Origin of the sequence: Duganella sp. FT27W, assembly GCF_009295655.1 — a bacterium.
Taxonomy (GTDB): domain Bacteria; phylum Pseudomonadota; class Gammaproteobacteria; order Burkholderiales; family Burkholderiaceae_D; genus Rugamonas; species Rugamonas zoogloeoides.
Genome location: NZ_WHIV01000001.1, coordinates 520923 through 545656, shown reverse-complemented (window position 1 = coordinate 545656; position 24734 = coordinate 520923). Strand labels below are relative to the sequence as shown.

Annotated in this window: 29 protein-coding genes; 23 read left to right on the top strand and 6 right to left on the bottom strand. The window is 64.1% G+C overall.

The genetic code is table 11. The features are described from left to right. The 10 genes from fliS to F8197_RS02250 are packed head-to-tail and all read left to right on the top strand — an operon-like array spanning window position 1 to window position 7453. Window positions 1–396 carry a flagellar export chaperone FliS gene (gene fliS / locus F8197_RS02295; protein WP_019919816.1) on the top strand — a complete coding sequence of 132 codons (396 nt, stop codon included), beginning with the start codon at window positions 1–3 and terminating at the stop codon, window positions 394–396. Window positions 397–427: 31 nt separating this feature from the next. Further along, the gene (locus tag F8197_RS02290; protein ID WP_227012021.1) at window positions 428–706 is read left to right on the top strand and encodes a hypothetical protein; all 279 of its coding nucleotides are present in this window, start codon (window positions 428–430) and stop codon (window positions 704–706) included. Beyond that, on the top strand, window positions 703–2763 hold the full coding sequence (locus tag F8197_RS02285) for a flagellar hook-length control protein FliK (protein WP_152879667.1): 2061 nt from the start codon (window positions 703–705) through the stop codon (window positions 2761–2763). Before F8197_RS02290 ends, F8197_RS02285 begins: the two co-directional genes overlap by 4 nt. 7 nt (window positions 2764–2770) lie before the next feature. After that, a complete protein-coding gene (gene fliL / locus F8197_RS02280; protein ID WP_152879665.1) occupies window positions 2771–3247 on the top strand; it encodes a flagellar basal body-associated protein FliL in 477 nt (158 codons plus the stop codon). Window positions 3248–3280: 33 nt separating this feature from the next. Beyond that, entirely contained in the window at window positions 3281–4021 is a 741-nt protein-coding gene (locus tag F8197_RS02275; RefSeq protein ID WP_152879663.1) for a FliA/WhiG family RNA polymerase sigma factor, read from the top strand. Window positions 4022–4077: 56 nt separating this feature from the next. After that, window positions 4078–4995: a flagellar motor stator protein MotA gene (motA, locus tag F8197_RS02270; RefSeq protein ID WP_019919820.1), complete on the top strand. Its 918-nt coding sequence runs from the start codon at window positions 4078–4080 to the stop codon at window positions 4993–4995. Beyond that, window positions 4979–5950: a flagellar motor protein MotB gene (locus tag F8197_RS02265; protein ID WP_373996759.1), complete on the top strand. Its 972-nt coding sequence runs from the start codon at window positions 4979–4981 to the stop codon at window positions 5948–5950. Before motA ends, F8197_RS02265 begins: the two co-directional genes overlap by 17 nt. Before the next feature lie 45 nt (window positions 5951–5995). Then, window positions 5996–6271, top strand: coding sequence for a flagellar biosynthesis anti-sigma factor FlgM (flgM, locus tag F8197_RS02260; protein WP_056147895.1), 276 nt, complete (start codon window positions 5996–5998; stop codon window positions 6269–6271). Then, window positions 6268–6714 (top strand): flagellar export chaperone FlgN, encoded by a 447-nt coding sequence (flgN, locus tag F8197_RS02255; RefSeq protein WP_373996758.1) that lies wholly within the window; start codon window positions 6268–6270, stop codon window positions 6712–6714. Before flgM ends, flgN begins: the two co-directional genes overlap by 4 nt. Beyond that, the gene (locus F8197_RS02250; RefSeq protein WP_152879661.1) at window positions 6701–7453 is read left to right on the top strand and encodes a glycoside hydrolase family 73 protein; all 753 of its coding nucleotides are present in this window, start codon (window positions 6701–6703) and stop codon (window positions 7451–7453) included. Before flgN ends, F8197_RS02250 begins: the two co-directional genes overlap by 14 nt. A gap of 68 nt (window positions 7454–7521) precedes the next feature. Here F8197_RS02250 and flgA read toward each other — a convergent pair whose 3' ends face one another. Next, window positions 7522–8232 (bottom strand): flagellar basal body P-ring formation chaperone FlgA, encoded by a 711-nt coding sequence (flgA, locus tag F8197_RS02245; protein ID WP_152879659.1) that lies wholly within the window; start codon window positions 8230–8232, stop codon window positions 7522–7524. Between the two features lie 208 nt (window positions 8233–8440). Here flgA and flgB point away from each other — a divergent pair, with 208 nt between their 5' ends. The 12 genes from flgB to F8197_RS02185 all read left to right on the top strand — a co-directional run bounded on the left by flgB (window position 8441) and on the right by F8197_RS02185 (window position 18485). Continuing rightward, the gene (flgB, locus tag F8197_RS02240; RefSeq protein ID WP_056147907.1) at window positions 8441–8803 is read left to right on the top strand and encodes a flagellar basal body rod protein FlgB; all 363 of its coding nucleotides are present in this window, start codon (window positions 8441–8443) and stop codon (window positions 8801–8803) included. A gap of 28 nt (window positions 8804–8831) precedes the next feature. Then, window positions 8832–9251 (top strand): flagellar basal body rod protein FlgC, encoded by a 420-nt coding sequence (flgC, locus tag F8197_RS02235; RefSeq protein WP_056147911.1) that lies wholly within the window; start codon window positions 8832–8834, stop codon window positions 9249–9251. A gap of 3 nt (window positions 9252–9254) precedes the next feature. Then, entirely contained in the window at window positions 9255–9929 is a 675-nt protein-coding gene (locus F8197_RS02230; protein ID WP_152879657.1) for a flagellar hook capping FlgD N-terminal domain-containing protein, read from the top strand. A gap of 25 nt (window positions 9930–9954) precedes the next feature. Next, complete coding sequence (locus F8197_RS02225; RefSeq protein ID WP_152879655.1) at window positions 9955–11226, top strand: flagellar hook protein FlgE; 1272 nt, start codon at window positions 9955–9957, stop codon at window positions 11224–11226. 8 nt (window positions 11227–11234) lie between these two features. After that, window positions 11235–11960, top strand: coding sequence for a flagellar basal body rod protein FlgF (locus tag F8197_RS02220; protein ID WP_019919830.1), 726 nt, complete (start codon window positions 11235–11237; stop codon window positions 11958–11960). A gap of 29 nt (window positions 11961–11989) precedes the next feature. Next, complete coding sequence (gene flgG, locus F8197_RS02215) at window positions 11990–12781, top strand: flagellar basal-body rod protein FlgG (protein ID WP_026636912.1); 792 nt, start codon at window positions 11990–11992, stop codon at window positions 12779–12781. Next, the gene (gene flgH / locus F8197_RS02210) at window positions 12781–13443 is read left to right on the top strand and encodes a flagellar basal body L-ring protein FlgH (protein WP_019919832.1); all 663 of its coding nucleotides are present in this window, start codon (window positions 12781–12783) and stop codon (window positions 13441–13443) included. The genes flgG and flgH overlap by 1 nt, the downstream gene beginning before the upstream one ends. Before the next feature lie 13 nt (window positions 13444–13456). Then, window positions 13457–14575: a flagellar basal body P-ring protein FlgI gene (locus F8197_RS02205; RefSeq protein ID WP_152879653.1), complete on the top strand. Its 1119-nt coding sequence runs from the start codon at window positions 13457–13459 to the stop codon at window positions 14573–14575. 7 nt (window positions 14576–14582) lie between these two features. Next, window positions 14583–15056 carry a rod-binding protein gene (locus tag F8197_RS02200; protein ID WP_152879651.1) on the top strand — a complete coding sequence of 158 codons (474 nt, stop codon included), beginning with the start codon at window positions 14583–14585 and terminating at the stop codon, window positions 15054–15056. Between the two features lie 89 nt (window positions 15057–15145). Next, window positions 15146–16519, top strand: coding sequence for a flagellar hook-associated protein FlgK (gene flgK, locus F8197_RS02195; protein WP_152879649.1), 1374 nt, complete (start codon window positions 15146–15148; stop codon window positions 16517–16519). Between the two features lie 14 nt (window positions 16520–16533). Beyond that, entirely contained in the window at window positions 16534–17430 is an 897-nt protein-coding gene (flgL, locus tag F8197_RS02190) for a flagellar hook-associated protein FlgL (RefSeq protein WP_152879647.1), read from the top strand. 17 nt (window positions 17431–17447) lie between these two features. Next, window positions 17448–18485, top strand: coding sequence for a hypothetical protein (locus F8197_RS02185; RefSeq protein WP_152879645.1), 1038 nt, complete (start codon window positions 17448–17450; stop codon window positions 18483–18485). On the opposite strand, the gene F8197_RS02180 is transcribed toward F8197_RS02185, so the two are convergent. From F8197_RS02180 to F8197_RS02165, 4 genes are all read right to left on the bottom strand, one after another. Beyond that, window positions 18445–20706 (bottom strand): bifunctional diguanylate cyclase/phosphodiesterase, encoded by a 2262-nt coding sequence (locus tag F8197_RS02180; RefSeq protein ID WP_152879643.1) that lies wholly within the window; start codon window positions 20704–20706, stop codon window positions 18445–18447. The genes F8197_RS02185 and F8197_RS02180 overlap by 41 nt on opposite strands. A gap of 122 nt (window positions 20707–20828) precedes the next feature. Next, window positions 20829–21254, bottom strand: a complete 426-nt coding sequence (locus F8197_RS02175; protein ID WP_152879641.1) for a hypothetical protein — start codon at window positions 21252–21254, stop codon at window positions 20829–20831. 58 nt (window positions 21255–21312) lie between these two features. Then, entirely contained in the window at window positions 21313–22077 is a 765-nt protein-coding gene (locus tag F8197_RS02170; protein WP_227012020.1) for a DUF882 domain-containing protein, read from the bottom strand. Window positions 22078–22251: 174 nt separating this feature from the next. Next, window positions 22252–23106 carry an EAL domain-containing protein gene (locus tag F8197_RS02165; protein WP_152879639.1) on the bottom strand — a complete coding sequence of 285 codons (855 nt, stop codon included), beginning with the start codon at window positions 23104–23106 and terminating at the stop codon, window positions 22252–22254. A 152-nt stretch (window positions 23107–23258) separates the two neighbouring features. Between F8197_RS02165 and F8197_RS02160 the strand changes: the two genes are divergently transcribed. Continuing rightward, window positions 23259–24065: a class II glutamine amidotransferase gene (locus tag F8197_RS02160; protein WP_152879637.1), complete on the top strand. Its 807-nt coding sequence runs from the start codon at window positions 23259–23261 to the stop codon at window positions 24063–24065. Between the two features lie 15 nt (window positions 24066–24080). Here F8197_RS02160 and F8197_RS02155 read toward each other — a convergent pair whose 3' ends face one another. Beyond that, the gene (locus tag F8197_RS02155) at window positions 24081–24629 is read right to left on the bottom strand and encodes a GNAT family N-acetyltransferase (RefSeq protein WP_152879636.1); all 549 of its coding nucleotides are present in this window, start codon (window positions 24627–24629) and stop codon (window positions 24081–24083) included. Between the last annotated feature and the right edge of the window lie 105 nt (window positions 24630–24734).

The window sequence follows — 24734 nt, the reverse complement described above, 5'->3', positions numbered from 1 at the left end:
ATGTTGAATCACGAAGCTTATAGCAGTTACCACGCCACCAACCTCGACGCGCAGGTCGCCCGCGCCTCGCCGGTCGAACTGGTGCTGGTCTTGACCGACGGCCTGCTCGAAGAGCTGGCGCGCGCGCGCGGCCATATCGCCGGCAAGCGCTACGAGCTCAAGGCGATCAGCCTGAACAAGTGCACCGATATCATCAATGGCCTGTCGAGCTCGCTCGACTACGACAACGGCGGCGAGGTCGTCAAGAATCTCGGCCGCCTCTACGAATACTGCGCCAGCCGCCTGTACACGGCGGGCATCAATCTCGACCCGCTGGTGATCGACGAAGTGATCGCCCTGCTGACCACCATCAAGAAAGGCTGGCTCGGCGTCCAGGCCAAGGCCAATGGTGGATAGGCAACGCACACTGCTGTCGCTGACGCAAAAAATGCATGCCGCTGTCGGCGCGGAAGACTGGTCGATGCTGGCGGCGCTGAACACGCTGCTGTCCTCGACCCTGCCGCAGATGGCAGCGCAAGGTGCGTGGGACGCGGCCGAAAAGGCCGCCCTCTCGGCCCTGTACCAGGTACACCAGGAAGCCGCACGCCGCTGCGACCTTGCCACCGCAGAAGTCGGCCGCAAGCTCAGCGAATTGCAGGCGAATAAAGAAGGCTTGCTCGCCTACGCGCTGGACAGCGAGCTGGCAGAAAACGGATATACAGCATGACGATGACCATCACCAGCCCGGCCACGCCGGCCACCACCAGCACCACCAGCACCACCAGCGCCCTCATTACCGGTATTGCACCGGCCGGGAAGCCGGGTGCGAGCGAAGATTTCCTGCTGACCGGCATTGTTGGCCGCCAGCCCGCGCCGGCCGGTGCTCCGGCCAACGCCACTGCGCCGGGCACGCCGGCCGTACCGACCGACCGCGCCGCGCAAGCGCCGCTGTTTGCGCACGTCATGGACACGACCACCGAAGGTGACGCGACCGTTGCTGCACCAGCAGCCGCTACTGCCATCAAAGAGCCGGCAGATACCGATACCGACAATGCCGGCGTCGCCGCCGCAGTGACACCCGCCGTGATCGTCGCCCCCGTGTTCGCCAGCGTCATGGCCCCCGCCATCGCGCTGCCTGCCCTGGCCGGCAACCGGTACGTTGCGCCGGCGCCGGTGGCGGCGGACGCCACGGTGAGTACTGCGGTCAGCGGGGTGGCTGGCACAAGTGCCGGCGCCACGCTGTATCCGTCCGCTACCCCGTTCAACCTGCCTGCCGCGAATATCGCCGTGACCACGCCTTCGGGCGCGGCACCGCAGGCCAGCTATACCGCGCTGCAGGATGCCAACCAGTTGGCGCTGGCACAGCAAGCCGCGCGTGTCACCGAGGACATCGGCGCCCCGTTGTTGGCCACGTACGGCTATGCATCCGCAGTCACGCCAGCGCACCCGCAGTTGATCGAGGCCACAACCGCCGCAGCAGTCACAACCAGCGTGCCGCGCACGTCCGGCATCCCGGTCGCCGGCATGATCCCGGCTGTCACCAGTCACGGGGGCACCGTGGCCGACGCTGCTGCACCTGCGGTCTCCAACACCGCCATCACGGAAAATGCCGTGCCGGCTTCGATCCCGGGCCTGGTCAAGCCATTCAACCCAGCGCTGGCCACCAACGCCGCTGCCATGCCGGGCCACCAGGCAGGCGCGGCGCCAACCACGACGGCCCCTGCTGCAATCACCATGGCTGCAACAGCCGACACGACGACCACCACTGCCACCATTGCCACTACGGCCGCCACGGCAGCGCCGACGACCAGGGCTGCAGCGCCGGCGGCAACGGCACGGTTCGCCACGTCGGAGTATGCAGCCGCTCCCGCAGTGGCAACGATCGCGGCCGAGGCAAGCGGCCAACATTTCAGCGGGCGCAAGGCCGCCGCCGTGACCAATGCGGCACCGTCATTCCCGGCCAATGCGGCATTGTCATTCCCGGCCGCTGCCGCACTGCCACTCCCGACCACCGCCACGCTGCCGGTTCCGGCCGCTACCACAATGCCACACCGGGCCACCGCCGGTGCTGCCACCAGCGCGACCATTGCCAGCTACCCTGCCGTGGCCGGCGCTGCCCAGCCCCGCGTGATGCCTGCCGTCGCCAGCGCAGGCGTGGACGTCGCCGTGCCCGCACCAGTGGCCGCCAGCCGCGACCATGGTTTCGGCATGACCAGCGACGACGGCCAGGCAACGGCGAAATTTACCAGCGCGCTGGCCGCCACTGCCGGCGCTACCCCGCCCGCCGTGGCGACCGCAGCGCCAACGCCTGCCGGCTTCGCCGCGCCGGTCAAGCTGGCGGGGGCGCCAGAACAATGGCAGCAGCCACTGCGCGAAGCGCTGGGCGACCGCCTGCAAGTGAATTTGCAACGTAACAACAACCAGGCCGTGATCCGCCTCGACCCGCCGAACATGGGCAGCATCGAGATTTCGATCCGCCAGAGCGCCGGCGCGCTGCAAGTGAACCTGTCGGCCAGTAACAGCGAGGTCGTGCGCCAGCTCAACGCCATCGGCGATTCGGTGCGCCAGGACCTGGCCACCCGCCAGTTCAGCGACGTGGCGGTGACGGTATCGACTTCCCGCACGTCGGCCCTGTCGCAAGCGACACCGCAGCAATCCTATGCGCAGGGGCAGCCAGATGGCGGCCGCCAGCAGCAACAGGAGCAGGAGCGCGGTCGCAACCCGGGCCGGGCCCTGTACCAGGATGACTCGAAACCAATTTTTGCCATGAATGACCAGGAGTAATCTGTAGATGAACAAGAAAATAATTGTCGCGATCGCGCTGGTCGTCGTAGTTGGCGCGGCCGTGGCCGGCGGTGCGTTCTGGTATATGTCCAAGGGCGCCCACGCGGAAGAGACTTCTGCCGATGGCAAGAAGGCCGCGAAGAAGGAAGAGAAAAAGAAGGAAGGTCCCCCCAAGTACATGACGGTGGACAAGGTCATCATCATGCTCAAGCGTCAGCCCGGTGACACCAGTTCCCACTACATGTCGGCCGACCTGGTGATCACCACGGACGAGAAGACCGAGAAGCAGGCCAAGGAACATTTGCCGATGTTGCGCAGCGTTGCCGTGCGCACGCTGTCCGACCTGACCATGGCCACGGCCCAGACCATGACGATCGACCAGTTTGCAGAGGCATTGAACAAGGCTTTCGATGAAGCGTACGAGCACGAGGGCCTGGACAAGCCGTTTACCGATGTCATGATCGGCAAGCTCATCATTGAGTAAGCCACAGCCAGCATGGTTAACAGTGGAGCGGGCATGGCCTATGTAGAGCATTCTGGCAATGCGTATGCCGATGGTTACGGCGACGGCGGCGACGGCGCGGTGGCGATGCACAGCCCGGCCGACGAGCAGAAATACCTGCTGTCGTACGCGCCGCTGGTCAAGCGCATCGTGCGCCAGCTCAATTCGCAGGTAGCGGGGGCGATCGACCGCGACGACATGGAGCAGATCGGCCTGATCGGTTTGCTCGAAGCGCTGCGCCGCTATGGCACGCCCGACGAAACGTTCGGCAGCTATGCCAGCTTGCGCATCCGCGGCGCCATCCTCGACGAGTTGCGGCGCCAGGACTGGCGCCCGCGCGCGGTGCGCCAGCACAGCCACAAACTGCGGGACAGCGTGCGCGCGCTGACCCGCAAGCTGGGCCACGAACCGAGCGAACAGGAAATCATGACCGGGCTGTCCTTGACGTCCGAGCAATACCAGGCCTACCAGCTCGACGAGAACGCCGAGCTGATCGCCAGTTTCGATGAAGTACTGCAGGAATCCGTGGGCCAGGACAGCGCCCCGGGACCGGAAGAACAATTGATCGTGCGGCGCAGCCTGGAACAGGCCTTGCGCAGCCTCGACGAGCGTGAGCAGCGGGTGGTGCAGATGTACTACGAATTCGAACTGAGCTACAAGGAAATTGCGGCCGTGCTGGATCTGACCGACGCCCGCGTCTGTCAGCTCAACAAGGCGGCCCTGAACAAAATGAAAGCCGTGCTGCAAGCCGCGTAGCGACTCGCACAACACGACCACCAGGAATCAAAAATGACGCGGAAAGGCGAATCATCATGCAGCAACTAGTTGGCATCCTCATCATTTTAGGTAGCGTCTTCGGCGGCTTTGCCCTGATGGGCGGCACGTTCCACCAGATCTGGCACCCGCTCGAGCTGATCGTGATCGGCGGCGCCGGCCTCGGGGCATTGGTGCTGGGTAACCCGACCCACGTGCTCAAGGAGCTGATGACGCAGATCAAGAAGATCATCGTCCGCAAAAAATACGATTCCGAATTCCAGCGCCAGTTGCTGCTGCTGATGTACGAACTGCTGCAACTGGCCGCCGGCGGCCTGAAAGCACTCGACGCCCACGTCGAAGCGCCGAAGGACAGCCCGCTGTTCCAGCGCTATCCGCGCGTGCTGGAAGAGCCGAAGCTGCTGGCCTTCATCGTCGATAACTTCCGCCTGATGGCGATGGGCAAGATCAACGCGCACGAACTCGAAGGCGTGCTGGACCAGGAACTGGAAGCGCTGCACACCGAGCTCGAACAGCCGGCCAAGTCGCTGGGCAAGATCGGCGAAGCGATGCCGGGCTTCGGCATTCTGGCCGCCGTGCTCGGTATCGTGATCACCATGAGTACCGTGAGCCAGGGCGCCACCTCGGGCGAGATTGCCGAAAACGTCGGCGCGGCCATGGTCGGCACCTTCATCGGTATTTTCCTGTGCTACGGCCTGATCGATCCGCTGTGCAATATGCTCAAGCAGCTGGTCAACCAGGAAGCGTCGAACAAGGAAACCGTCAAGGTGGTGCTGGTGACCCACGTGGCCGGCAAGCCGGCGCTGCTGGCGATCGACTCGGGCCGCCGCCTGGTGCCACTGAACATCAAGCCGAGCTTCGCCCAGCTCGAACGCTGGATCAACGACCTCGAAGGCCGCGACAGCGAACCGGCCGACGACAGCCGCCGGGGAGGTCGTGGTGCTAAAGCCGCATGAGAAAGCGCATGACCAGACCATCGTCAAGCGCGGTGGCGGCAAGCACAAGCACGACGATCACGGCGGCGCCTGGAAAGTAGCGTTCGCCGACTTCTGCCTGGCGCTGATGTGTTTGTTCCTGGTGCTGTGGCTGATCGCCGCCCGCAATACGGAGGCGCTGGAACAAATCATGACCGAATCGGACGGCGCCAAGACCGACCAGGGCAAGGGCATCATGCCCGAGCAGGTGGGCGGTCCGCGCGGCAGCCTGATCGAACGGTTCCCGATGCCGCACACGGGCAGCACCGACCAGCCCGGCGAAAAACTGGCGCCCGGCGAGCCGGCCGATCCGACCTCCGCAGCCAAGGTCAAGTACGAAAGCCCGGACGATTTGCAGGCCCTGTCGAAGGCGCTGACCAAGATGAGCGCCGACTTTGGCCTGACCTCCAACCTGGAAGCGGTGGTCACGCCCTACGGCTTGCGGGTGATGCTGCACGACACCGACAAGCAAGGCATGTTCGTGCGCGGCAGTGCCGTGCCAACCGACAAGTTCCGCGCCCTGCTGCGCAAGATGGGACCACTGTTCGCAAAGATGGAAAACCAGATGCTGATCGTCGGCCATACCGACTCGATGCAGTATGCCGATACCAGCTATGCGGCGTTTTCCAACTGGACGCTGTCGGCCAACCGCGCCATGTCGGCCCGCGCCCAGCTGCTGGCCGGTAGCATGAACGCGGAATCGGTGCTGCAAGTGGTGGGCATGGCCGACCGCGCGCCGCTCGATGTCAAGCGCGCCGATGCCGGCGTCAACCGCCGCATCGAACTGCTGATCCTGACCACCAGCCAGGCCAGAACCATCGCCTCGATGTTCGGCATGCCGGACAACACGGTGCCGCTGACCGAACAGATCAACACTGCCCTGCCCGATCCCGGCCTGCTGCAAAAGCTGCGCGATTCGCTGGGCCGCAACAACTGACGCTACAATAACGCCATGCAAACCAAGCCAACCAGAGGCACCCGTATGAGAATCACGACCGCGACTCCCGACGGCATGGCCGTCCAGCGTGTTGCCGAACCGGCGCCGGTGGACGGCGCCGACGCCCCCGCTGCGCCGGCCACTGCGGCGCCGTTGCAGTCGGCGGTGATGCAGCCGGCGCTGCAAGCGATGCGCGACATGCCGGAAATCGACCAGGAAAAAGTGGACATGCTGCGCGACGCGCTGGCCAAGGGCGAACTGCCGTTCGATCCCGCCAAGCTGGCCGGCCTGATCCAGCGCTTCCATGGAGTGGAAAAGTGAGCAACGCAGCGTCGCCCCCGCCGGTATCGCGCCAGGAAGCCATGCGCACGCTGCTGGCCGGCATAGCCGCCGACATGCAGGCATATGCCGGCCTGGCGGCGCTGTTGGAAGAGCAATTTGACGCCGCACTGCGCCACCAGGGGCCGCGCCTGGGCGATATCGCCGAAAAAATCACCGGCATGGTGGCCGAGGCCGATGCCCGTCGCATCCAGCGCGTTGCACTTGCGCAACATCTAAATGGCGCGAACGGCACCATGGCGCAGGCATTTGCCTTGCTCAAACCGGCTGCGCGCGAGAAAATGGAAGCCGATTGGCTGGCGCTCGAAGCGCTGGTGATCGAATGCAAGCGCTTATCGAAGCGCAATGCCGATTTGCTGGTCGAACAGCACGGCATCATGCAGCGCGTGCTGCATGGCGAAGAACACATTTATGAGCCAATTTAATCCCACTGCCTTTACTGCGGCCACCGCCGCCACGGTCTCGAACATCAGCGCCACCCGGCCCACGGCCGGCTTTGGCGGGATGGTCTCGACCGGCGCATTTTCGAGCACGTTTCAGCAGGTGCAAAACGACGTGGTTGGCTATATCAACCGCGGTGATGGCGGTTTCAGCAGCAATGCGGCGCCGTCATCGGCCCAGGCCATGCAACTGGCGGCCCTGAATGCCAGGCACGCTACCGGCGCCATCGACGATGGCGGCATGGACAGCGACAGCCGCCAGCAATTCCTGGCATCGATCAAGCCCTGGGCCAGCGAGGCGGCCGACAAGCTGGGCGTCTCGCCCGAGCTGGTCGTGGCCCATGCGGCGCTGGAGTCCGGCTGGGGCCGGCAACCGTTGCGCAAGGGCGGCATCGACACCAACAACCTGTTCGGCATCAAGGCCGGCAGCGGCTGGCAGGGCGACGTCGCCAACGCCACCACCACCGAATTCGAGCACGGCGCCATGCTCAAGAAGACCGAGCGCTTCCGCAGCTACCCGGACACCGCCAGCGCGTTCCGCGATTACGCAGATCTTTTGGCCGGCAACCCGCGCTACCAGGGCGCGCTCAATACGGGCAGCGACGCCCGTGCCTTTGCCAACGGCCTGGCACGCGGCGGCTATGCCACCGACCCCGGCTACGCCGACAAGCTGGCCCGCCTGGCCGCACAGCTCCAGCGCGCCTCTGCGGCTGCGGCCGACTGACACCTCGACCGGACCAGCGCCATGCAGGCCGCCCCGCCAGGTGCGGGCGCCGGTCTGTCCACCCGGGTTCAGCGCGCCGCAGGCATATCCGCCGGCTGCACCGCCCCCGGCCCGGTCACCCGCGCGCGGATGATGTTGCCGCTGGAATTACGCACGCGCACCTGGCTGCCCTTGGCGCCCGCATCCATCGCTTCGCCCGACATGGACACCGTGACCTGGTCGCGGCTGGCGACAATGTTGACAAGGTCGCCACGCTTGACCAGGATCGGCGATGCCAGCGAACCGGTACGCAACACTTCGCCCACGCGCACGGTGCGCTTGGCACTCATCCCCACAACCTCTTGCGGATCCGACACACTGTCGCCCACGGTCGAAATATCGTGGCGCTCAAGCAACACATCTTCATCTGTAATGATTTTTCCAGCGCCGATGTCGTTGGCCGCAATCACGATCCGCGCCGACACTTTGGCGCGCACCACGAACTCGTAACGCCAGTTGCCACCGCGCGCACCGTCGCCGCTGCAAATGGCGTTGAAACGCATGCGCGCGGGCTGGCGGGTGTCCGCCGCCTCGACTGATACTGCGCTGCCGCACGCGGCCAGCGGGCGGCTGCCGCGCACCACCGTGATGTCGAATTCGGGCTCGGCCAGGCCGCGACTGTCGGCCCAGCGCAACACATACTCGCGCGCCGCGTCCTCCACCAGCAGCAGCACTTTGTCTGCCGGGACAGGCGCGGCATGGGCGGAAGTGTTAAAAAAGATGCTTCCGGTTAGCAACATTCGGCTCAAACCAGTTACAATAGTTTTGTTGAACATGGGCAATACCTCTACTATGATGCAAGCGAACGCGCCTGTCGTGCGAGACCAACATTCTACATGCCGAGCAAGATTGCAATGAGGAATAGGCGGGAAATTTCCGCTGCGCAACAGAGCTTAACAGTTACATAGTATTCACCGAAACACCATTCGATCCTGCAAGGAGACCACCATGGGCATCAATTTCAACCAGGTTACCGGCGTCCACGGCGATGCGCTGCAACTGCGGGCGGAACGTACCCGCATTCTCGCGGCCAACCTGGCCAATGAAAACACCCCCGGCTTCCAGGCGCGTGACATGGACTTCGGCGCCGCCCTGGCCAACCTGCAAGCCGAAGCCTCCGGCGAACCAGGCGGCGATGGCGAAGCCTCCCAGATGTACCGCGTGCCATTCCACCCCGCCCGCGATGGCAATACCGTCGAACTTGGCGTCGAACAGGCGGCATTCTCGCAAAACGCCGCCGACTTCCAGACCAGCCTGACCTTCGTCAACATGAAATTCAAGGGTCTGGCCAAGGCCATCGCCGGTCAGTAAGACTGCCCAACCACCGTAAGGGAACGACATGTCGTTTAAAGATATTTCCGAGATCGCCGGCTCGGCCATGGCCGCACAGAGCGTGCGTCTCAATACCATCGCCTCCAACCTGGCCAATGCCGACGCCGTGGCCGGCAACGAGGGCGAGACCTACCGCGCCCGCAAGCCGGTGTTTGCCACCGTGCTGGGCGAAAACAGCGAAGGCATGATGACCGGTGGCAAGGTGCAGGTGCTGGACGTGGTCGAATCGTCCGAACCGCTGCGCAAGGTGTACGAACCGGGCCACCCGATGGCCAATGCCGACGGCATGGTGTTCTACCCCAACGTCAACGAAGTGGCGGAGATGGCCGACATGATGTCGGCCTCGCGCGCGTTCGAAACCAATGTCGAAGTCATCGGCCGCATCCGCACGATGCAGCAATCCCTCCTTAAACTTGGTGAAAGTTAAGTCATGGCAGTCAGTCTTCTCAATAACGGCACCACCACGACCGGCACCGGCGTCAGCAACGCGGTAACAACGAACACGGCCAGCGAAGCGTCGGAGATGTTCACCAAGCTGCTGGTAGCGCAGATCCAGAACCAGGATCCGCTGTCGCCATCGGACCCGGCGCAGTTCGTCCAGCAACTGACGCAACTGTCGCAAACCGAGGCGCTGCAAAAGCTCTCGACCCTGACCAGCGCCAACTCCAGCATTCTGCAGAGCATGCAAGTGCTGTCGCTCGGTGCGCAGGTGGGCTCCGACGTGATGGCCCAGTCCAGCCAGGTCCGCGTCGATGGCACCACGCCCGTCAGCGGGCAGGTGGTGCTGGAAACCAGCAGCACCAATACCAACCTGGTGCTGACCGGCGACAACGGCGAGAAATATACGGTCAAGCTCGGCACCCAGGCGCCCGGCAACGTTCCGTTCACCATCGACCCGAGCAAGCTGGGCCTCAAGGAAGGCACTTACACCATGGCGGTGGAAACCAGCACCAAGGAAACCCCTGCCATCGACATCCAGGGCCGCCTGAACAGCGTGCGCATCTCGGCGACCGGCGGCGTGGTGCTCAACGTCGCCAACCTGGGCGAAATCGATCCCGGCAACATTACTGCGTTTAACGGCAAGCCTGCTTTAGCCATTCAATAATTCAATCTCTTAAAGGATTTCCATCATGAGTTTCGATATCGCATTGTCTGGCATCCAGGCCATCAACGAGGCCCTCAACAGCACCAGCCAGAACATCGCCAATGCCGGCACCTATGGCTACAAGGCCCAGCGCGCGAACTTCTCGTCGCTGGTGTCCGGCGAACTGCAGACCGGTGTCACCATCGGTTCGGTCACCCAGAACATCAGCAAACCGGGTGGCGTGCTGAGCACCGGCCGCTCGCTGGACGCGGCCATCAACGGCGGCGGCTTCTTCATCTCCAAGGCAGCCAATTCCGACGTGCCGCAGTACTCGCGCGTGGGCATCTTCGAAACGTCCAAGGATGGCTACCTGGTCGATACCCAGGGCAACCGCGTGCAAGGCTACCCGATCAATCCCCTGACGTCGGCGATGGGCGCCGTGGGCGACCTGCCGATCCAGACCGGCGCGATCCCGGCCGTGGCCTCGGGCAAGATGACCTATGTCGGCAATATGTCGGCCGACTGGACCGTCCCGGCCGCCTGGCCCGCGAACTCGATCACTCCGACCACCCCGCCCGACCCGAGCACCTTCAATATGTCGAAAGCCACGGTGATCTACGATACGCTGGGAGGCAAACACACGCTGACGCAATACTTCAGCCGCGACGACACCCTGCCGAACACGGTCAACGTCAACTACCTGCTCGACGGCGCCGTGGTGCCAGGCAGCACGGCGACCGTCCTGAAATTCAACCCTGCTACCGGTTCTTTGCAAAGCGTCAACGACGTGCCCCCCGACGCCACGACCGGCGCCATCCCCAGCACGGCTACGGTCAACCTGAGCGGTATTACGCCGCTGGCCAACGGCGCCAACCTGACCAACCTGGTGATCGACTACGACGGCAGCACCGGCAACTCCGGCGAAGCGACCACGTCCGCCAACAATGCCGAAGGTTATGCCTCGGGCACCTATACCAGCCTGGCGCTGGGCAACGACGGTTCGCTGATCGCCACCTACTCCAACGGTCAGAAACAGACCGTGGGCAAACTGGCGCTGGCCACCTTCGTCAACGAAGGCGCGCTGACCACGATCAGCGGCACCAGCTGGACCGAGTCGCTGGAATCGGGCCGTCCGCTGGTCAACGCACCGGGCACCGGCACGGGCGGCACCATCACCAGCTCGTCGCTGGAACAGTCGAACGTCGACATCACGTCCGAACTGGTGGGCCTGATGACGTCGCAACGCAACTACCAGGCCAACTCGAAGGTCATCCAGACCGAGAGCACCATGATGCAATCGCTGATGCAGGCGATCTAAGGTAGCGCATGGATTCGTTGATCTTTACCGCCATGAGCGGGGCCGAGCGGGCCCTGCGCGGCCAGCAGGTACGCGCCAACAACCTGGCCAATGCCGATACCGTGGGCTTCCGGGCCGACATGGAAATGTCCACCTCGCAGTCCGTGCAGGGTTACGGCTACGACGACCGCCACATGGCGCAGTTGCAGGCCAACTCGGTCAACACCCGCCAGGGCACGCTCAAGGCCACCGGCCGCGAGCTCGACGTGGCGATCTCGGGCGCCGGTTTCCTGACGGTCGAAGGACCGACCGGCGAAGCCTATACCCGCGCCGGCGCCATGGTGCTTGATGAAACCGGCACCCTGCGCATCAACGGCAACGTGGTGCTCGGCGAAGGCGGTCCCATCACGCTGCCCGAGTACAGCAAGATCGACATCGGCACCGATGGCACGATTTCGATCCAGAACCCGGGCACGACCACCATGCAAACCGTGGACAAGCTGCGCCTGGTAAAGGCCGAAGGTTCGGAGCTGACCAAGAACGAGTCCGGCCTGCTGATCGCGCGCGACGGCGTGCCGCTGGCGACCGATCCGACCGTGGTATTGCAATCGGGTCACCTGGAAGGCAGCAACGTTTCGGCAGTGGAAGAAATGGTCGCCACCATGAGCCTGAACCGCACCTTCGAAGTCCAGATGAAGTTGTTCAAGTCCACCGACACCATGGCCGAAACCGGCAATCGCCTGATCAGCGGCTAAGCTGATCCCAACAGTATTTAGGAGAAACCATGAATCCAGCAATGTGGATCAGCAAGACCGGCGTGCAAGCGCAAGACCAGAAACTGCAAACCATCGCCAACAACCTGGCCAACGCCAACACCATCGGTTTCAAGCGCGACCGCGTGGTGTTCGAAGACCTGTTCTACACGGTCGGCCAGCAGCCGGGCGCGCAAGTGGCCGACAACAACACCCTGGCGCCATCGGGCGTCCAGCTCGGTAACGGCGTGCACATGGTCGGCACCCAGAAAGTATTTACCAGCGGCAGCCTGCAAACCACCGGCCGCGAGCTCGACGTGGCAGTCAATGGCAACGGCTTCCTGGCCGTGCGCCAGCCCAGCGGCGAAACTGCCTACACCCGCGCCGGCCAGTTGCAGATCGACGCCAACGGCATCCTGGTCAACGCCCACGGCCTGCCATTGATTCCGCAGATCACCGTACCGGACAACGCCACCGCGATCACCATCGGTGAAAACGGCACCGTCTCGGCCACGATCGCCGGCACTGCCACCCCGAGCCAGCTCGGCCAACTGACGCTGACCAGCTTCATCAACCCCACCGGCCTGATGGCCCTGGGCGAAAACCTGTACGCGGAAACCGCCTCGAGCGGCACCCCGACCGAAGGTGCGCCCGGTACGGCGCAGTGGGGCAAGATCAAGCAAGGCACGCTGGAAGGCTCGAACGTGCAGGTCGTGGAAGAAATGGTGGACATGATCGCCGCCCAGCGCACCTACGAAATGAACACCAAGGTGCTGTCGGCCGCCGACAATATGTTGCAATACCTGGCTTCGGCAGCACGCTGATGAAAGCCGCACTGCCCTTGCTGGTCCTGGCCGCCTTGACCGGTTGCGCCAGCCTGGAACCGCCGGCGGTCCGCCCCGGCCCGATGGACGAACCGCCGCCGCTGGTGCGTTCGACCATGCCGCGCGTGTCCGGCGGCGGCGTCTACAGCCCCGACATGGGCATGTCGCTGACGTCCGACAGCCGCGCCTTCCGCGTCGGCGACGTGGTGACCGTGATGTTGCAGGAAACCACGCAAGCAAGCAAACGGGCAGGCACCAGTTATTCCAAGGAATCGTCGAACAATGTGGCGGCCCCGAGTTTGCTGGGCAAGGTATTCCCGAAAGCCAGTATCGGCGTCGGCGCCGACAATTCGTTCACCGGCGACGCCACCAGCACCCAGCAGAACGCCTTGACCGGGGCGATTACCGTGGTGGTGCAGGAAGTGCTGCCGACCGGCTTGCTGCGCGTATCCGGCGAAAAAGTATTGACCCTGAACCAGGGCGAAGAATTCGTGCGCCTGCGCGGCTACCTGCGCGCAGCCGACATCGATGCCGACAACCAGGTCTCGTCGCTGCGCATCGCCAATGCCCGCATCGCCTACTCGGCGCAGGGCACGCTGGCCGATACGCAATCGGCCGGATGGTTATCACGTTTCTTCAACGGCCCATACATGCCTTTCTGAGGCTGAGAACATCATGAACTTCCGCACGCTGTCCCGCCTCATCGCCCTGCCCCTGGCCCTGTGCCTGACGTTCGCCACCCTGCCCGCGCAGGCGGCGCAGGTGCTGCGCAACCTGGTCTCGGTCGAAGGCATCCGCGACAACCCGCTGGTGGGCTACGGCCTGGTGGTGGGCCTGAACGGCAGCGGCGACTCGACCCAGGTCAAGTTCGCCAGCCAGTCGGTGATCAATATGCTCAAGCAGTTCGGCGTCAAGGTGCCGGATGGTACCGATGCGAAATCGAAAAACGTTGCCACCGTGATGGTCTCGGCGGTGCTGCCGCCCGGCTACCGCAAGGGCCAGGCGATCGACGTGGTGGTGAGCTCGCTGGGCGACGCGAAAAGCCTGCGCGGCGGCGCCCTGCTGCTGACGCCGCTGCGCGCGGCCGACAACGAAGTGTATGCTCTGGCCCAGGGCAACGTGGTCGTTGGCGGCTTCTCGGCGCAGGGCAAGAGCGGTTCGTCGGTGACGGTCAACACACCGACCTCGGGCCGGATTCCCAACGGCGCCGCCATCGAGCGCGCGATCCCGACCGATTTCGCCAGTACCCCGAGCGTACGCCTGTCGCTGCGCCATCCGCACTTCCAAACCGCCATCAATATCGTCGATTCGATCAACAAGCGCTTCGGCGACATCGCCACCGCCAGCGACGCCACCTCGGTCGAGGTGCAGGCGCCATCGAACCCCACCCAGCGCATCGCCTTCATGGCCAAGCTCGAAGGATTGTCGATCGACGTGGGCGAGGAATCGCCGAAGGTGGTCTTCAACTCGCGCACCGGCACCGTCGTCATTGCCGACGGCTTGCGCGTGCGCGCGGCTGCCGTCACCCACGGCTCGCTCAAGGTGGTGATCTCGGAAAGCACCAAGGTCAGCCAGCCGAATGCGCTGGCCGGCGGCAACACGGTGGCTGCGCCGCAGTCGCAGGTGACTGCGGAACAGGGCATGCGCCAGATGTTCAACTGGCCGGCCGGCGCCAAGCTGCAAGCGATTATCGACGTGGTCAACAGCCTGGGCGCCTCGCCCGACGATATCATGGCCATCCTGCAAGCATTGGACCAGGCCGGCGCCATCGAAGGCGAACTGGTCGTCATTTAAGGACATCATGAGTTTTCCTCCCTCGTTCGATCCATCGCGCCTGATTCCGGGCATACCCGGCAAGTTGCCCGACGTGGTGGTGGCGCCGGCGATTAGCCAGCCCGGCCAGCCGGCCGACACCGTCGATCCGGCGTATCGTGCCAAGGCCACCGAGGCGGCGGTCAAGTTCGAGAGTTTTTTCATCGGCCACATGCTGCACCAGATGCGCTCCGGCGTGCGCGTGCTGGCCGACGAGGACAGCGCCATGAACAACAAGGTCAACCAGGACATGCTGGACATGGCCGACAACCTGGTGGCCGACCAGATCGCCGGGCGCCGCGCCTTCGGCGTGGCCGACGCCATCCTGCGCCAGCTGCTGCCGCAGCCGTCAGCAGCCCCGGCACCGGCCCCGGCCGGGGGCACGGAGAAAATCGTGCCCGCCAACGACAGAATGATTTCCAACGCGCAAAATTCTGCGCCAGCGCTTAATCTTTCCCGCTAAGCCGTCGCCTTCTACAAGTAACGGACCGGCATCACTCGCGCAATGCAAGCTGCGGTCCTTCGCGTTCACCAGGAAAGACCCTTGCAAACATGAGCATAACGTACAACGCATTGTCGGGCGCCCTGGCGGCCCAGGCCGCCATCGCCACGGTCAGCCAGAATCTGGCCAACTCGCAAACCAAGGGTTACACCCGCCAAGGCGTGCTGCTGCAATCGAATGTTGCCGATTTCAGCCGTAATTCGCCGGGCAATGGCGTGACGGTCGGCGCGTTGCTGCGTTTTTCCGATTCCTACAAGTCGCAACAGATGTGGCGCTCCAACTCGGAGCTGGGCCAGCGCGCCCAAACCCAGCCGTACCTGACCCAGCTCGAAAAAGTGATGAACGACCCGACGTCAAGCATCAGCTATGGCTTCGATAATTTCTTCAAGGCGCTCAACGCGGCTGCCGTCGATCCAACCTCGACGCCACTGCGCCAGCAGGTGATCAGCTCGGGCGATGCGCTGTCCAAGCAGATCAACAGTATTTACAACCTGGCTGCCAACCAGAAGCTGTCGACGCAACAGCAAAGCAGTGCCATCCTGCCCTCACTCAACGATTCGCTGGCCAGCATTGCCGCGCTCAACTCCAAGATCCAGCAAGTGGGCGCCAACGGCACCAACACCTCGGCCTTGATCGACCAGCGCGAGTTGCTGATCGATGAAGTATCGTCCCAGGTAGGCGTGGAAGTCGTGTACGGTCCGGACGGCAGTGCCAGCGTGTCGCTCAAGAGCGGCCAGCCACTGGTCGCGGCCGACGTCGCAGCCAACCTCAGCTACAGCAGCGCAGGCGGCGAACAAACCCTCAATCTCAGCTTTGCCGGCACCAGGTTCGTGCTCGACGACAGCAAGATCGGCGGCAAACTGGGCGGCCTGGCCAATTTCCGCACCAACACCCTGGCGCCGCTGCAACAATCGATCGCCGACATCGCCCAGCAATTCAGCAGCATGTTCAACGCCCAGCAGGAAAGCGGCGACAAGACCGATGGCGCCCCCGGCACCGCCATGTTCACGTTCGACCCGACCAGCACCACCGGCCTGTTGAAGGTCAACGAAGGTTTTACCACCGCCGACCTGGCGTTCGCCGAACGCGGCCAGCCTGCGGGCGACAACAGCAATTTGCAGGCGCTGATCGCCATTCGCGGCAAACCGATCACGGTGGCCTCGGTGGGCTCGGTATTGCTTGGCGACGCCGACACCCAACTGGTCGGCAAGCTTGCCATCGAAAGCCAGCAAAACCAGTCCCAGCTCAAGACTGCCACCACGGTCCGTCAACAGGCCGAAGATGACTGGAAATCGACCAGCGCAGTCAACGTGGACGAGGAAGGCATCAGCCTGATCGAGTTCCAGAATATGTACCAGGCGAATATGAAGGTGATTTCCGTCGCGAACAACCTGTTCGACGCCACCTTGCAAATGTTTAACTAATTAGGGGAAGCGCGATGCGTATCGCCAGCAGCCAATACCAATCCACCATGTTGCGCGGCCTCGGTGAAAACCAGACCTGGCTCAGCAAGATCAATGAGCAGATGGCGACCGGCAACCGCATCCTGGTCCCCTCCGATGATCCGGTGGGCAACGTCCAGATCTCGCGCCTGACCCGCGAGCAAGCCCTGGTCACGCAGTACCGCTCCAACATCGCCTCGGTGCAGATCCGCATGTCGAGCAACGAATCCTACCTCTCGAGCATGACGCGCGACATCACCGACGTCAGCGACCTGCTGGTGTGGGCGGCCGACGGCAGCAATGTGCCGTCCGACCTCAATGCCATGGTGACGAGCCTGACCTCGCTGCGCGACAGCCTGGTCAACACCGCCAACCAGCGCGATGCCGAAGGCCGCTACGTGTTCTCCGGCACCGCCGTGGACCAGGCGCCGATCGCCTTGGTGGGGGGCACCTATGTGTATCAAGGCAACGAAAAGAATCAATCGACGGTGGTGGGCAACGGCGTTACCCAGACCACCAACGTCAACCTCAAGGGCATGGAAGACATGCTCGACAAGCTGACCGCAGCGATCACCGCCCTGTCCGATCCCGCCGTGCAGCCCAATTCGCCCGCGCTGCGGGCCATCGTTGGCGACGCCATGGCCAGCACTTCGGCCGGGCTCAACCTGGTGTCAGGCAAGATCGCGCAACTTGGCGGCGGCCAGAACATCCTGCAAACGCTCGATGACAACCATGCCAACGTCAGCCTGTCGAATGCGACCGCCATCGGCGACCTGAGCAAGCTCGACTACGCCGTCGCCGCCACCGAACTGGCCGGCTACAGCCTGGCGGTGGAAGCGTCGTACAAGGCCTATTCCAAGGTCAGCGGCATGTCCCTGTTCAGCCTCATCTAAGCGCCGAGCGTCCTATCATGCAAATTCCGTCACCATCGTCCCCTTCCGTGATTGTCACCGGCAATGGTGGCAATGCCAGCGCGGTGGACGGCACCGCCCTTGGCCAGCAAGGCCAGAACGCGGTCACCGCTACGCCGGTCACACCACCTGCCAGTACGGCAGCGCCGCTGCGGCGCGGCCTCAACAACTGGGACCAGCCGCTCCAGCGCGATATTTCCGGCGCCCAGCAGGCGCTCGACTTTCTCGAGCAGAGCGCCGGCCAGCTGCGCAGCCTGAAAGCCGACCTCAGCGCCCGCCTGGCCAATCGCCAGCGCGCCGACGGCAACCTGGAAAACAGCGTACGCCAGTTCAGCAATACCTGGCGCAGCCGCACGGCAGCGTCGGGCGGCACGCTCGACGCCCAGCTCAATTTCAGCAACGAAAACACCAGGACCCGCTTCACCGTGCGCGGCATGAACGTGGCCAACCTGCGCCAGGGCGGCCGCGAAGTGCTGGCGCTGTCGCTGGGCGGCCAGAACCTGAGCTCGGTGGTACTGGAGCCTGGCATGTCCGACCAGCAAATCGCCCAGCGCTTCGACGATGCGCTGGCGCCGGCCGGCGTGCGCGTCAAGCTCAACGATGACGGCCAGCTCGAATTTTCCGCGCCGGAAAACCAGTTCGCCGGCATCCGCGACAGCCTGGCCGTGCAGGGCAATGGCCAGCGCTTCCCCGCCGGCCAGCTCAATCGCCTGCGGGCCGAGCCGGAGGCGGCCGCGCTCAATCCCGAGTCCTGGCAAACCTCCGACGCGGAAGGCTTGCGCGCCACCTTGCAGCAAGTAGTGCAAGCGCTGGCCCACGTGGAAAAATCGATCAGCTCGGTACGCTCGGCGCTGGCTCAGGCCAATACGCGGGTGCAAAGCACAACCGCCGAGACCTCCACCGAGGGCATGGAGCAGGTGGCGGACAATTTCGTCGATACCGCCAAGCAGCCCGGCTACCAGTCGATGTTGTCGATCACGTCGGCGTTGTCGGGCATTAGCCGGGAACGCGTGGTATCGCTGCTGCGCCTGCGCTAAGCTCATGCCACAGACCGCGCTGCGCCAGCGCGGTCAATTCCGGCGCCGCCATCGGCTGCGCATACACATAGCCCTGAGCAAAATCGCAGCCGGCCAGTTCCAGCAAATGGCGCTGCGCGACCGTCTCCACCCCCTCCGCCACCACCCGCAGGCCCAGCCGATGGGCCATCAGGATCAGCGCCTCGCACATGGCCAGGTCGCCGCTGTCGCTGGCCAGGTGCTGGATGAAGCTGTGGTCGAGCTTGAGCAAGTCGATGCCGAAATGCTTGAGGTGCGCCAGCGACGAATAGCCGGTGCCGAAGTTGTCGAGCGCCACCTGCACGCCCATCTCGCGCAATTCGCGCAAGCGGTCCGCCACCTGGGTCGCCTTGTCCAACAGCACCCGCTCGGTGATTTCGATCACCAGGCTGCGTGGCGCCAGGCCCAGCTCGGCCGCGTAACCGAGCCAGCCCGCATACAACGCCGCATCGCCGCGAAATTGCGCCGACGACTGGTTGATGCCGACCTGGAAACCGGCGCCGATCTCGTCCTGCCACTGGCGCGCCTGGCGCGCCGCCTGGCGGAACACCCAGTCGCCGATTTCCATCATCAGCCCGCCCGACTCGGCAAACGGTAAAAAATCGCCGGGCGCCAGCAGGCCGCGCTGCGGATGGCGCCAGCGCAGCAGCGCCTCGGCGCGCTCGATGCTGCCGGTGCGCAGGTTGACGATCGGCTGATAGTGCAGTTCCAGCTGGTCGTGGGCCAGGGCTACGCGCAGGTCGAGCGTGACCTGCTGGCGCGCCTGCGCCGCCTGTTGCAGGTCGGCGGTGAAATAGCTGTAGCGGCAGCGGCGGTTTTGCTTGGCCGCGTACATGGCCTGGTCGGCATTGCGCACCAGGTCCTCGGGCGAGACCGCGTCTGCCGGAAACACCGAGATGCCGATGCTGGCTGACACCACCGGGTTGGCCGCCTGCAGCGCGAACGGCGCCTGCAGGCGGCTGACAATCGACTGAGCGATGCGCTCGACCCCGTTCATGCTTTCGAGACCGGTGAGGATCACGGTAAACTCGTCGCCGCCGAGGCGCGCCACGGTATCGGTGGCGCGCACGCAGCCGACGATGCGGCGCGCTGCCTCGACCAGCAGCGCATCGCCCTGGCCGTGGCCGAGCGTATCGTTGACCTGCTTGAAACCGTCGAGGTCGATGAACAGCAGCGCCAGCAAGGTGCCTTCGCGGCGCGCCTTTTTGACTTCCTGCCCCAGCCGGTCCTGGAACATGTGGCGGTTGGGCAGCGCGGTCAGCGTATCGAAATTGGCCTGCTGCCAGATCAGTTCGGCAGAGGCGCGGCTGTCGGTGATGTCGGACACCAGCGCCAGCGCGCCGAGGTAGGCGCCGCCGGCATCGAAAATCGGGTTGGTGGCCAGCGTCACCCACAGCTCGCTGCCGTCGCGGCGCAGGAATTTGAATTCGTGGCGTTCGGCCTCGCCTCCCCGGCGCTGGCGGCTGGCGATATTGTGCTCGAGGATGGCGCGGCCTTCATCGTCCATGAAAGCGACGAGCGGCTGGTCGAGCATGTCTTCGATGGTGTAGCCGAGCAGTTGCGCCATCTTGGGATTGACAAAGCTGGTGCGGGCATTGGCGTCGATTTCCCAGATGCCCTCCTCGGCGCAGTGGACGATGCGGCGGAAGCGCTCCTCGCTGCGCTCCAGTGCCGCCAGCTTGCCTTCGGCCGGTTCCAGTTGCACCCGCAGCGCCTGGCCGCTGCGGTCGGCGCAGGCGCGCAGCCTGACCGGCACGCCCGGCTGGTGGGCGTCCGGGCCGCGCACCAGTTGCAGGTCGCAGTGCTGCGGCAGGGCCTCGTTGAAAGCGGCGCGCACGAAACGGTCGAAGTCGTCGAGGAAGCGTGGCGCCACGAAATGGCGCAGGGTGAGCCGCTCGGGATTGACGCGCGGCACGCCCAGCAGGCCGGCGCCACTGACGTTCATTTGCAGGATGGTGGCGTCCAGGCCCAGGACGAAATAGCCGACCGGCGCCAGCAGGAACAAGTCGTTGACGAACGCCTGTTCGATGTCGACCTGCGCGGCAGCGGTTGGCGGCAGCTCGGCAACCTGGTCGGCGGCGATGGCGGCCAGCGCCGCGTGATACGACTCGGCCCCGGACAGCACGGCAAAACCCGGCAGCTGGCCGACCGGCTGGTCGGCCAGCAGCGGCGGGCGCCGCTGATCAGTGGTGTAGTTCTCCATACCCTCCCTTTGCAGTGCTACCGGGAAATGTCCTGAAGACTAGCCTAACATTGTCATTAAGAGATGTCGAGAAAACATCAATCGTCTGGCACGTGGGCGCTGCGAACGTTGTCAGCGCGCCATTACCAGGCCGCGCCCATGCGGCGGCGGCCGAAATTATGGCCCACGACCAGGATCGAACTGGCGATCAGGCTGGAGAGGCCGATCATCAGCTGGATCAGCTTATCGTCGGGCAGCACCCAGATCGAACCGGGGGGCGGTTCGGCCACGTTGGCGGCGGCCATGATCAACGGCGCCACCCAGTCGGCCTCGGGCGTCACGTCGAGGATCAGGGCGCCGTCCTGGGTCGTATGCAAGTAGATTTCGCCGCCGGCGTCGAGCGTGAAGCAGACGCCGTAGCCGGTTTCGTACGGGGCGATATGTTCCTGCAAACTCAGGTTATGTTCGGCGATCCACAGTTCCACATCGGCCGGGGTTTCCAGGCCACTCCACGGCACCGGCCGAAAGCGCGGGCGCGCGTTATTATCTTGCTGGTCTTGCTTGTTCAATCTGCACTTCCTGTGTCGGTCACCGAGGCGCCAGTGTACCCGATGGACAGCGCCGCCGTCAGCCCTTCCAGGTGCGATTGAGGCCCGTATCGGCGTGGATCCAGCCGCCGCGCGGACCGCCGCGATAATAGAAGCCGACGCCGCCCTGGCGGAAGCTTTTCACCAGGCCGCCCAGCACTTCCTCGTTGAGGTTGACGATGCGGATGTCGGCGGCGCGGCCCACCATGTGCAGCGACTGGCGCGCGGCCGGCACGCCTGCTTCGCGCAATTTGTTGTTCGACGCCGGGGTGCGGTAACCGGACAGGATTTCCAGCGGCGTGTCGATGCCGAAGCGGCGCACAAACGCTTGCGCGCCCCACAGGGTTTCGAACAGCTTGGGATCGATCTTGGCGGTTTCCTTGCCGTTGACGTCGCGCAGCAGGTGGCACAGGTCCTGGTAAGCGGAGTCGATGACTTCACCATCGCGCCAGTACAGCAGCTTGGCGCGCTCGTTGCTGGCCGGGCGATAGACTTCGATGGTGCGCGGACGCAGCCAGAACTCCAGGTCCAGCGCCTGGGCATCGAAAATGTCGGGCGGCGGTTCGAGCTCGCTGCTCTTGCCCGACGGCGCCGACTGCTGCGATGCGTGCGGCATGGCCGAGGCGGTTTTGGAATCGGTGATCACGGCCGGCGCGGCCGGACGTGCCACCGGTTTGGCCGGCTTGGCGGCCGCGGCGGTTGTTTGGCGCGGGGTACTGGTGCCGCAACCGATTAACGGCAACGCCAGCACACTGGCTGCCGTCACCCCGAAACCCTGCTGTAAGAACTCTCTGCGCGAAGCCATGGCACATCCGTGAAAAGTGATAGGGGTACTATAACTTATGCTGGGGGAAATAAAAAAGCGCGCACGGATCGATTTCGGTCAATTTGCTGCCCAGCGGACAAGAATCGACAAGTCTTAAGCGAGGATTAAGCGAATGCTAAGTCTCCAGCAAGGTTGGGCCGCCGTTGACGCGCGTCAGGCGGCAACCGCCTGCGGTTGCACTTGCGGTTGCACGCCGGCCAGGGTGGCGCGCGGTTCATCGAGCAGATAGCCCTGACCCAGCAGCGGCACTCCGGCAGCCGCGCCCAGTTCGCGCAGCGCCTGCAGCGCCTGGTCGGTTTCGATGCGTTTGAACACCACGCTGACACCGGCCTCGCGCGTGCGCTGCAACAGCGCCAGCAACCCCTCGGTGTCGTGCAGCACCCGCGTATCGAACTTGAACACGTCGGGCCGTAACCGGTCGAGTATGCCAACGGCGTCAGCTGCGCTATCGACGTTGACGGCAAAGCGGAAGCCGTTGCGGCGGTAGTTGTCCGAGACATAGTTGAGCAGCCAGCCCTGCTGCGGTGTGGCCACCGGCAATTGCAGCACCACGCGCGACAGCGGCAGTTCCAGCGCATCGAGGATGCGGCGGAAGGCATGGCCGTGGTTGCTGCTGACGGCGCTCAGCAGCCGGTCGTGCACGTTCAGGTACAGGTCGGCCTCCGCATTGGGTGCGGTATCGGCTTGCCGGAAAAAATTAATCGAATGCAGCATGCGGCACAGGCGGTCGAGTTCGATCGACTCGTTGTCGCTGGCCGCGTGGTCGAGCAGCTTCCACAAGGACAAGCCCTTGTCCTGGGCCGAGACGCTGCGCGCCAGGCCTTCGTAGGCGGCAACCTCGCCGGTCGCCACCGCGCGGATCGGCTGGAAGGCGCTGCTCATGGTGCAATTGAAGAACCGCCCCTGCGCCCTGCCCTCGTGATCGAGCCAGATGCTCGAGGTGACACCGGCGGCGCCCGTGGCGTCGGATAGACGCGTCAGGTACTTTTGCAAGATGGGAAATGACATGGTAATCCTCGACAACAAAACAATACCGACAGCGTATGCGGGCGCCCCGCAAAGCTGAACGAATGCTTTCAGCTATGGATATGCCAAAACATTCCTTCCGGCGCAACAGTGTGGCCGTTATCGTGGATCATCGTTATTGATTTTGGTCCGCCATGTGTCAGCTCCTTGCCATGAACAGCAGCAAACCGGCAGCCGTCGATTTTTCCTTCGCCGGCTTTGCCGAGCGCGGCGGCCGCACCGGCGAACACAAGGATGGCTGGGGTGTCGCCATCCACACCGCCGACGGCTGCCGGCTCGTCACCGACCACCTGGCCTCGATCGATTCGCCGCTGGCGCTGCAATTTCGCCAGCAGCCGGTCAAGGCGAAAAACGTGGTGGCGCATATCCGCAAGGCCACCCAGGGCCGCATTGCGCTGGAGAACAGCCATCCGTTTACACGCCAGTTGTGGGGCCGGACCTGGTCGTTCGCCCATAACGGCAACCTGGTCGATTTCGAACCGAACCCAAGCCTGTATTCGCCGCTGGGCGACACCGACAGCGAGCGCGCGTTCTGCCACCTGCTGTCGGGCCTGGCGCTGCGGTTCGCACAGCAGCCGCCGCGCCCCGTGCTGTTCGCTACGCTGGCCCTGCTGGCTGGCGAGATCGCTGCGCACGGCACCTTCAATTTCATCCTGTCCAACGGCGAGCTGCTGTTTGCCCATTGCAGCACCGACCTGCACTACGTGGTGCGCGAATACCCGTTCTCGGTGGCCAGGCTGATCGATTGCGACCTGAGCATCGATTTTTCCCGCCACAACCACCTCGACGACCGCATCGCCGTCATCGCCACCCAGCCGCTGACCTCCAACGAAACCTGGATCAAGCTGCAAGCGGGGGAATTGACATTGTTTGTCGGGGGCGAAGAGGTGGGCGCGGCGCCGGTGCGGTGCCGGCGCCAGGAACTGCTGCTCAGTTACTGAGTTGCTGCCAGGGAGTCAAGCCGAGTTGCAATTGCAAAAGCGTTTGCGCTTGGTGGCGTCGGCGCCGGCATCGCCGGATGCATCGAGCTGTTTCCAGAAAAATACTGTTTCCACGCCATACGGCGAGCGCACCTTGCCGGCGTCGGTGTAACCACGGCTGGCAAAGAAGCCCTGGCCGGTGGCCGTGCTATGCAACTGCAACGCCTTGACGCCCCAGCACAGCACCTGCTCTTCCACCCGCGCCAGCATGGCCTTGCCCAGGCCCTGGCCACGGGCTTCGGGCAGGACGTAGCACAGTGCCAGCTTGCCGGCCCCGGTCAGCAGGGCCACGCCAGCCACCGCGCCATCGAGCTCGGCCACTACGGAAAAATTGGTGGGCGAGACAAACCAGCTTTCGACCATTTGCGGAGTTTTATTGCCCAGCCAGGCATCGAGGATGGTGCGGTCATTTTTATGATCGACTTCACAGCATTCCGCGATGGAGCGGCGCAACACATTGCACGCCGCTTGCGCGTCTGCCGCCACCGCCACGCGAACCTGGGGGCTACGTATTTCAAGACTCATGTATGCTCACAAAACATTCCAATAGCAAAAGAAGCGTTGTGCGCTTCCCCGTGCTTGAGCGCGACTATACACCAAGCGGCAGATTGAGGTTGACGCGCACCTCGG